This is a genomic window from Sphingomonas sp. CCH9-E2, assembly GCF_001557215.1.
GTDB lineage: Bacteria > Pseudomonadota > Alphaproteobacteria > Sphingomonadales > Sphingomonadaceae > Sphingomonas.
Map to the genome: position 1 here is coordinate 1 of NZ_LSJM01000433.1, position 8,066 is coordinate 8,066.

The following is an 8,066-nucleotide window of genomic DNA, read 5'->3' on the forward strand; positions in this document are numbered from 1 at the left end:
CCCATGAACCGCTCATCCAAACCCGCCCCGATCGCCGGAGGCGCGCTCCTCGCCCTGTCGCTGATCGTCGGCACCGTCGTCGGCGTGCGCCAGGGCCAGCCGTCGATCGGTTTCCTCGCCGGTCTCGGGGTCGGCATCGCGTTGCTCATCATCGTCGCGCTGATCGACCGGATGCGCGGCAGCCGCTGAGTCTTGCAGGCGTAACCGTTACGTGCGACGCTGGCAAAATGCTCAATGCTTTGACGATGTTAGCGGCGATGACGTCGCCGGTTCAGACCGATGCGCCATCGGCGCCGCTGGGCAAATGGCAGGTCAATTGGGGCGAAACCAATTGCCTCGCCATGCAGCATTATGGCGACGCAAAGGCGCCGACCACCTTTGCCCTCAAACCGTCGCTGAATGGCGACGTCATTCGCCTGATGATCACGCGCAAGGGGCCATACCAGAACGCCGCCCATTTTCCGGTCACGCTCGGCGATGTGAAGACCACCGCGCTCGGGTTTCGGCCAGCCAAGACTGCACACGAGATGTTCTGGATCAACCTGTCGCGCGGCGATTTCGACCGTCTTGCCGCGCTGCCGACCTTCACGATCAAGGGGCGCAGGCTCGACCTGGTGCTGTCAACCTCGGGATTCGCTTCCGCAGCCCGCGCCCTCGATACCTGCAACAAGAACCTGCGCGCGCATTGGAACGCGGATGAGGCGGGGCTTGCACGCATCGGCAAGATGTCCGCGCCACTTGTCGCACCCGCGCGGCTGGTGTCGTCGCAAGACTATCCCGGCCAGGCGATCTTCGAGGGCCGCGACGGCACCACGGGCGTCTCGCTGCTGATCGATGAGCAGGGCGCGCTCAAGGATTGCGTCGTCGAACAGGCCAGCGGCGTCGCGACGCTGGATGCCCAGACCTGCATCCTGTTCCAGACGCGCGGCAAATTTGCCGCCGCCGCGGACAAGGACGGCAAACCGATCAAAAGCCGCCTGTTCTACCGCTTTCGCTGGAAGACCGGCTGAACGGCTCCCCTCATACCAAAGCGCGGTGCATCCACACCACGCGCCCGACAACCTCGATCGCGCGCATCGGCACGATTTCACGCCCGTAATCCGGGTTGTCGCTGGCCAGTTCGACCTCGCTGCCCATCGTCCGCAGCCGCTTGACCGCGAGCATTCCCTCGCGGCGGAACACATGGATCGCGCCGCGCGGACCGGGGATGCGCCGCGCGCCATCGACCAGGATCTCGTCGCCATCGCATAGGGTAGGCTCCATCGACGCGCCCTCGACACGGATCGTCGACGCCATGTCGGCGCGCACGCCCAGCCGCCTCAGCAACGCCGGGTCGAGCAGCAACGGGCTCGCCCGCTCGCTCTCCACCACCCGGCCGCGCCCCGCCGCTGCCCCGGCATCGACCCGCGCCACCGCCACCAGCCCCTCGACCGCCGGCCCGCCCAGCGCCGCATCGCTGACCCCCAGATAGCGCGCCAGCCGCCGCCGGTCCGCCTCGGCCAGCAGGCGCGGGCTGCCGCGCGTCACATACTGCTGCAGATAGGCCGCGTTACGCCCGATCAGCCGCGACAGTTCCGCCAGCGACGCCCCCCGCGCCGCCGCCGCCTGCGCCAAGGCGCGCCGCTGCTCGTCCGATTCCATGGTCCATCCATAGTCGCAGGATTTTTCCTAGACAAGTTGGAAATGAGAACATTTAATGAACACATGAGTCGGGGGCAGCCCCGTAGCGTGAGGAAGGGCGATGGCGATTCTGGGAAAAATTGAGCGATATCTGCGGCAAACCGGGATGCCGCGCACCAAGTTCGGGCGGCTCGCGGTCAATGATCCGCGACTGGTCGACGATCTGCGCAACGGGCGCGATCCGGGGCCGGAACTGTGCGCTCGGATCGAGGCGCAACTGGCGCGTCGGCCCGCCTCGACGCAGGAGGCAGGTCGATGAGCTGCGGTCCCGATGCTGGCGTGCTGCTCGAACGCGCTTTGCCCCGCCACGCCGCACGATGCGGCATCGATCTGTCGATCGTCTCGGCGGGCTGGACTCGCTGGGCCAGCGCGACCTTTGCCGGCGCGCGGCACGAGCTGCTGCTCGCCGCCGCTCCCTCGCCCGCACTGGACGCATGGATCGCCGAGCTGCCCGAAGCCGAGTTCGCGCTACGCGGACATCTGGTCGCGGACCTGACGGTCGAATCGCGCAGCCGCGTCGGCGACCGCGTCGAGATCAAGGTCGGCGTGCTGACGGTGGAAGAGCGGTAATTCAATCCTCCCCCGCCAGGGGGAGGTGGCGCCGAAGGCGACGGAGGGGCAGGACGGTGTGTGCCGTCGCCTTGGGCGCCTCGGTTCCTCCCCCTCCGTCAGCTACGCTGACACCTCCCCCTGGCGGGGGAGGATTAGAGGGCCACTAAGCCCGCATCGCCATCCGGCGCAGTTCGGACAGCGTGTTCTCCAGCTTGCGCTTGGGGTCGGGTGCGGGTTCCGGCGGGGGCGGTGCGAACTTGGTCAGCCCGCGCTCCAACCGGTCGAGCAGGGCCTGCACGCTCGCCTCGGTCTGCGGCGCGGCGATCGGCGGCGGGGTTTCCGACACCGGATCAGCAGCCACCGGCTCCGGCGCCGGGCGCACCGGCGGCGTCAGCTCGAACGTCTCGAACCGCTCGGTCTCGTCGAAGATCGGCGCGCGCGCGGCACGGCGGCGCAGCGGGCGCACCGGCGGCGGCGGCACCACCGGCACTGCGGGAATGGCATAGGGATCGAACGCCGCGAGCGGCTGGTCGAGGTCGACCGGCAGTTCCTGCACCTCGGGCAGCGGCGCATGGAGCGGACGCCCCTCGGACGGCGGCCCCATCGCGATCACCGGCTCTTCGGGCAGCGCCGCGTCGGACAGGTCAAGGATATCGGCCACGCTGACCTCAGCCTCGGCCACAGGGACCGGATCGAACGCCGGCATGTCGAGATCGCTCGCGCGCAGCGGCACGCGCGGCCGCGCGTCCGGATGCGCGTCGGCGCGGCGAACAGTCGGGCGCGCCTCGCCCGCTTCGCCTGACACGCGCGAATCGATCCACGCGATCAGTGCCGACAGCCCCATCCACGCGATCAGCGCGATCAGCCCGCCGCTGAACAGCCCGATGCACAGCCGCGCCGTCGTGCCCAGCGGGGGTTCGGCGGCCGGCACGAACGCGGCGATCCCGCTCGCCAGCACCGCATCCTCGAGCAGCGCGCCGGGCAGCACCAAGCTCGCCAGCACCGCGCACGCACCCGCCCCGCCGGCGAGCGCGAGCGCCACATTGGGGGTCAGACGTTGAACGAGGGCGTACGCAACCATTTGGATTCCCGTGATCGGGCTTCGATCAATCTTTGGTAAACGGGTTCGTAGCGCGAAATGTTTGACGACCAGTTACGCTCGGTCTCGACCCAGTGGCGCGCCCGCATTTTCTGCGCGTCCCATCCGGAGCGGTCGGCGAACACCCCCGCCACCGCATCCGCCAGCGCCGCCGGGTCATCGGGCGGGAACAAGGTCCCCGTATCGCCATGGCGGATCAACTCGCGATGCCCGCCGACATCGGACGCGGCGACCAACCGGTGCTGCGCCATCGCCTCGATCGGCTTGAGCGGCGTCACCAGGTCGGTCAGCCGCATGTGCTTGCGCGGATACACCAGCAGGTCGATCAGCGAATAGTAACGCTCGACCTGCTCATGCGGCACGCGCCCGACGAAGTGGATCGCATGCGCGGCGCTCGACGCCGCCGCCTGCGCGCGCAATGCCTGCTCCATCGGCCCGCCCCCGACCATCACCAGCCGCGCCCCGGGCCGATGCGCCAGCAAGGCCGGCATTGCCGCGATCAGATCGTCCAGCCCCTCATAGTCGTAAAAGCTGCCGATGAACCCGATCGTATCGGCGCCCTCCAGCCCCAGCTGCGCCGCCAGCGCCGCATCGCGCGGCACCGGATCGCCGAACAAATGCAGGTCGACGCCATTGGGCGACACCATGATCTTCCCCGCATCGATCCCGCGCGCGATCAGGTCGCGCTTCAGCCCTTCGCAGATCACCGCGACCGCATCGACGCGCCGCGCAGCCCAGGTCTCCAGCCCCCGGATCGCGCGGTATTTCGCCGAGCCCTCGGTCCCGGTGCCATTGCCGACCGCCGCATCCTCCCAGAAAGCGCGGATTTCGTAGAGCAACGGAAGGTCATAGCGCTTCGCCGCGCGCATCGCCGCCAGCGGATCGATCACTGGCGAATGCGCGTGAAGGATGTCAGGCCGAAACCGCTCGACCACCTCTCCGATCCGCCGTGCGAACGCCGCAATCTCGGCCAGCTCGCCGACGACCGGCGGCAGGCGCCGCATCTGCTTCGTGCGGTGAAAGTCGATCCCGTCCAACGTCTCGAACGGTGAATCGCCAGTGTGATAGCGCGGCCCGGTCACCCCCGCGGCGGTCCAGCCGCGCTCCAGCTGCGCCTTCAGGATCGCGCGCGTGCGAAAGGTGTAGCCGCTGTGCAGCGGCAGCGAATGGTCGAGGACGTGCAGGATCCGCATGGCCAGTCCTTGCCACGCGATCACTTAACGGCCCGTCAACCGGATCACGCTATCCCGTTCCAGCGATGATCGACACGCTGGTTCTTGCTCTCACCCACGGGCTGCTGCTCGTCGTCGCCTGGCGTCTGGTGAACAGCCCGGCGGTCGATGACGACAGCCTCGACGGCAAGCCGCCGCCGCCCAAGCGCGGCTGGAAGCGCCCCGGTGCGTGATCTCGCCTTCATCGCCTTTCTGGGAGCCATTTTCGCGCTCGGCCTGCGCCGACCGTTCCTGTTCGTGCTCGCCTATGTCTATATCGACATCGTCTCGCCCCAGCGGATGAGCTATTTCCTGCTCAACGCCTTCCCGATTTCGGCGATGGCGGTGGGGTTCGCGGTGCTGTCCTGGCTGGCCATGGACGACAAGCGCGACGTGCGCGTCGCCCCGCGCCAGGGGCTGATGCTCGCCCTGCTCGGCTGGTGCTACTACACCACGATCAACGCCGATTTTCCGATCGATGCGGCGTATAAATGGGACTGGGTGTGGAAGGCGCTGGCCTTCGCCATCTTCCTGCCCCTCACCCTGCGCACAAGGCTGCGGATCGAGGCGCTGTTGCTGTTCATGCTGCTGTCGGTCGCGACGATCATCATCGCGGGCGGGGTCAAGACCGCGCTCGGCGGCGGCGGCTATGGCCAGCTCAAGCTGATCGTCGATAACAACTCCGGCCTGTTCGAAGGCAGCATCATTTCCGCCGTGTCGATCTGCCTGATCCCGCTGATCCTGTGGTTCACGAAGTACGGCACGATCTTCCCGCCCGATTGGCGGGTCAAGGGCTTCGGCTATGCCCTGATCTTCGCCTGTCTGTTGATGCCGGTGGGGACACAGGCGCGCACCGGGCTGCTGTGCATCGGCCTGCTCGCCGTGCTGATGCTGCGCGACGTCAAGCGGCGCATCCTCTATATCGCCGGTGCCGGCTTCCTCGCGGTCGCGTCGGTCCCGTTCCTCCCCGCAAGCTTTACCGAGCGGATGGGCACGATCTCGACCTATCAGTCCGACGCCAGCGCCTCGACCCGGATCGAGGTGTGGAAATGGACTTGGGAATATGTGAAGACCCACCCGATGGGTGGCGGGTTCGAAGCCTATCGCCAGAACGAGATCAAATACGACAAGATCGAGATTGTCGGCGAGGGCGCCAGCCGCACCGTGGTGCGCACGCCCGAAATCGACAAGTCGCGCGCCTATCACTCGGCCTTTTTCGAAATGCTCGGCGAACAGGGCTGGCCCGGCTTCATCCTGTGGCTGATGATCCATCTCGGCGGCATTTTGCGCATGGAGGTGCTGCGCCGCCGCTACCGCGACGTGCCCCCGGACAAGGCATGGATCGCCCCGCTCGCCACCGCGCTTCAGCATGGGCACATCATCTATCTGTTCGGGTCGCTGTTCGTTGGCATCGCGCTCAACCCGTTCGTCTACATGCTGGTCGGCGCGCAAATCGGGCTCGACACCTATCTCGCGCGCAAACGGGCGGAGGAAGGCATCCGTCCGATGGGCAAGCGGCGGACATCGCCCGCGCCGGCGGCGGCCTGATCGGGTAGAGCGCAGCCATGGCCAGCCTGTTTCTTGTCCGGAACGACGATCCGCGCTTCGCCGAGACCGCGCTGGCGCAGGCGCGTGCGGTGCTGGGCGAGCAAGGTTTTCCGGAGCCGGTCGAGGCCGCGGTTCCCGGCTGGACCCTGCTGCACGCCGGCCACATCATCGCCGGGCCACAGTCATTGCTCCAGCGCGGCGACGATCTGGTCGCGGTCGCCGGGACGCTGGTCGCGGACGGCAAAATGGGAGCGCCCGCGCTCGCCGCCCTCCTCGCGATGGACCCGCTCGCGCTCGACTGGGACCGGCTCGGGGGACAGTTTGTCGCGCTCGTCCGGCGCGGCGGGCGCAGCTTCCTGTTCGGCGACTATTTCTCGGCGTTTCAGCTGTTCCACGACACGCAGGATCGCGTTTTCGCCACCACCTTCCTCGCCGCCGCGCGCGCCCTCCCCCGGCTCAGCTTCGACGCGCAGGGCGTGTACGAACTCGCCTTCAACGTCATGCCCGTCGGCGACGACACGGTGTTCGAGCAATTGAAGACCCTGTCCCCCAACAGCGTCGTCGAGCTGACCGCGACCGGCACCGTCCGCCACAGCATCGCCAAGCCGCTGCCCGCCGCGCCGAGCGACGCGCCGCTCTCCGAACGCATTGTCCGCCACCGCGACCGGCTGCTCGCCATCGTCGGCGCGCATGTCGATGCACTGGGCGGCAATGTCCGCGCGCCGCTGTCGGGCGGGCTCGACTCGCGCCTCGTCCTCGCCGCATTGCGCGCGCGGGGCTGCGACCCGCATCTCTATGTCTATGGCGTGCCGGGGGACGAGGATGTCGTCATCGCCCAGCACATCGGCGCAGCGCTAGGCTTCCCGATCGAATGGCTCGACAAGGAAGATGGCGTCGTCCCGCCTGACGCGTTCCCAGAGCTGGTCGAGCGCAATTTCCGCCAGTTCGACGGTCTGCCGACCTTCGGCAACATCTTCGACAATGGCACCAATGGCGCGGCCCAGCTTGCGCGCCACGCCGATGGTGCGCTCGCCGTGTCGGGTGGGTGCGGCGAGATTTACCGCAATTTCTTCTACCTCCCCGACCGCCGCTTCACCGCGCATGACATCGCGCAGACCTTCTTCGCCCGCTTTACCCCGGCGGATGCGACCACGGGCTTCGACCCGCACGGCTTTATCGACGCGATCGCGGACAAGATCGCCGCGTCGCTCGCCCCGCCCGACGCCACCGGCAAGCTCGCGCGCAACCGCGTCGAGCAGATCTATCCCCGCATCCGCTGCCGCGCGCTGTTCGGGCGCGAGATCAGCCTTGAGGCGCGGTTCAGCCCCTATCTCATGCCCTTCCTCGACCATCGCGTGGTGGCGGAAGCGATGACGCTGCCCATGCCGCTCAAATATGCCGGGCGGTTCGAGGCAGCGTTGCTCAACGCCATCGACCCGGTGCTTGCCGCCCAGCCCTCGGCCTATGGCCATGACTTTGCCGGACCACCCAATCTCGCGCATCGCCGCACCGAATGGCTCACCCGCATCCGCCCGGTCTGGCTCCGCCGCCACACCTACGCGCTGCGCCGCCGCCTCGGCGCGATGGGCGACGAGCATGGTGGCACGCTGACCCCCGATTATATGAGCCGCGTCATCGACCTCGACTTCCCGGCGATGCGCCGCTTCTTCAACCCGTCCGCGATCAACGACAGCGCGGTGTGGCGCCGCATCGCCAACCTCGAATATCTCGCGGCAAGACTGGGATCGCGCGTGGTGGGGTGACCCCAAATCCTCCTCTGCCAGGGGGAGGTGGCAGCGCGAAGCGCTGACGGAGGGGGGGGTAGCTGCGATCAGCGATATGCCGGGGGCATATCGCCGCAGCGGAGCCGGCTTGCGAAGCAAGCCGTGGGCGCAGAGGGCGGAGTCTCGCCTAACTGTCCCGGCCGTCTGCGCGGCCGCCCCTCCACCACTCGCTGCGCGAGCGGTCCCCCTCCC

Annotated in this window: 10 protein-coding genes; 7 read left to right on the forward strand and 3 right to left on the reverse strand. The window is 68.0% G+C overall.

Going from position 1 to position 8,066, the window contains the following annotated elements; genetic code table 11:
- Both AX681_RS22680 and AX681_RS19080 read left to right on the forward strand, forming a co-directional pair.
- On the forward strand, nt 1-189 hold a 189-nt coding region (locus AX681_RS22680), incomplete at its 5' end, for a hypothetical protein (RefSeq protein WP_331710035.1).
- A gap of 68 nt (nt 190-257) precedes the next feature.
- Nucleotides 258-1,010 carry an energy transducer TonB gene (locus tag AX681_RS19080; RefSeq protein ID WP_197421885.1) on the forward strand — a complete coding sequence of 251 codons (753 nt, stop codon included), beginning with the start codon at nt 258-260 and terminating at the stop codon, nt 1,008-1,010.
- Nucleotides 1,011-1,020: 10 nt separating this feature from the next.
- Here AX681_RS19080 and AX681_RS19085 read toward each other — a convergent pair whose 3' ends face one another.
- Complete coding sequence (locus tag AX681_RS19085) at nt 1,021-1,641, reverse strand: S24 family peptidase (RefSeq protein ID WP_066682636.1); 621 nt, start codon at nt 1,639-1,641, stop codon at nt 1,021-1,023.
- A gap of 145 nt (nt 1,642-1,786) precedes the next feature.
- Here AX681_RS19085 and AX681_RS19090 point away from each other — a divergent pair, with 145 nt between their 5' ends.
- Complete coding sequence (locus AX681_RS19090) at nt 1,787-1,939, forward strand: hypothetical protein (protein WP_443026150.1); 153 nt, start codon at nt 1,787-1,789, stop codon at nt 1,937-1,939.
- Entirely contained in the window at nt 1,936-2,250 is a 315-nt protein-coding gene (locus AX681_RS19095) for a hypothetical protein (protein ID WP_066664729.1), read from the forward strand. The genes AX681_RS19090 and AX681_RS19095 overlap by 4 nt, the downstream gene beginning before the upstream one ends.
- 145 nt (nt 2,251-2,395) lie before the next feature.
- Here AX681_RS19095 and AX681_RS19100 read toward each other — a convergent pair whose 3' ends face one another.
- On the reverse strand, nt 2,396-3,313 hold the full coding sequence (locus tag AX681_RS19100; protein WP_156442821.1) for a hypothetical protein: 918 nt from the start codon (nt 3,311-3,313) through the stop codon (nt 2,396-2,398).
- Entirely contained in the window at nt 3,283-4,524 is a 1,242-nt protein-coding gene (locus AX681_RS19105; protein WP_066661910.1) for a TIGR04063 family PEP-CTERM/XrtA system glycosyltransferase, read from the reverse strand. Before AX681_RS19105 ends, AX681_RS19100 begins: the two co-directional genes overlap by 31 nt.
- Nucleotides 4,525-4,589: 65 nt before the next feature.
- Between AX681_RS19105 and AX681_RS22165 the strand changes: the two genes are divergently transcribed.
- The 3 genes from AX681_RS22165 to AX681_RS19115 are packed head-to-tail and all read left to right on the forward strand — an operon-like array spanning nt 4,590 to nt 7,853.
- Nucleotides 4,590-4,736 carry a hypothetical protein gene (locus AX681_RS22165; protein ID WP_156442820.1) on the forward strand — a complete coding sequence of 49 codons (147 nt, stop codon included), beginning with the start codon at nt 4,590-4,592 and terminating at the stop codon, nt 4,734-4,736.
- On the forward strand, nt 4,729-6,090 hold the full coding sequence (locus AX681_RS19110) for a DUF5935 domain-containing protein (RefSeq protein ID WP_066661907.1): 1,362 nt from the start codon (nt 4,729-4,731) through the stop codon (nt 6,088-6,090). Before AX681_RS22165 ends, AX681_RS19110 begins: the two co-directional genes overlap by 8 nt.
- Before the next feature lie 17 nt (nt 6,091-6,107).
- Nucleotides 6,108-7,853: an asparagine synthase C-terminal domain-containing protein gene (locus AX681_RS19115; protein ID WP_066661905.1), complete on the forward strand. Its 1,746-nt coding sequence runs from the start codon at nt 6,108-6,110 to the stop codon at nt 7,851-7,853.
- Nucleotides 7,854-8,066 lie beyond the last annotated feature (213 nt).

Coding starts and splice junctions, on each gene's coding strand:
- AX681_RS19105 (WP_066661910.1), bottom strand. CDS start 4,524: ATGCGGATCCTGCACGTCCTCGACCATTCGCTGCCGCTGCACAGCGGC.
- AX681_RS19100 (WP_156442821.1), bottom strand. CDS start 3,313: ATGGTTGCGTACGCCCTCGTTCAACGTCTGACCCCCAATGTGGCGCTC.
- AX681_RS19090 (WP_443026150.1), top strand. CDS start 1,787: ATGCCGCGCACCAAGTTCGGGCGGCTCGCGGTCAATGATCCGCGACTG.
- AX681_RS19085 (WP_066682636.1), bottom strand. CDS start 1,641: ATGGAATCGGACGAGCAGCGGCGCGCCTTGGCGCAGGCGGCGGCGGCG.
- AX681_RS22165 (WP_156442820.1), top strand. CDS start 4,590: ATGATCGACACGCTGGTTCTTGCTCTCACCCACGGGCTGCTGCTCGTC.
- AX681_RS19115 (WP_066661905.1), top strand. CDS start 6,108: ATGGCCAGCCTGTTTCTTGTCCGGAACGACGATCCGCGCTTCGCCGAG.
- AX681_RS19095 (WP_066664729.1), top strand. CDS start 1,936: ATGAGCTGCGGTCCCGATGCTGGCGTGCTGCTCGAACGCGCTTTGCCC.
- AX681_RS19080 (WP_197421885.1), top strand. CDS start 258: ATGACGTCGCCGGTTCAGACCGATGCGCCATCGGCGCCGCTGGGCAAA.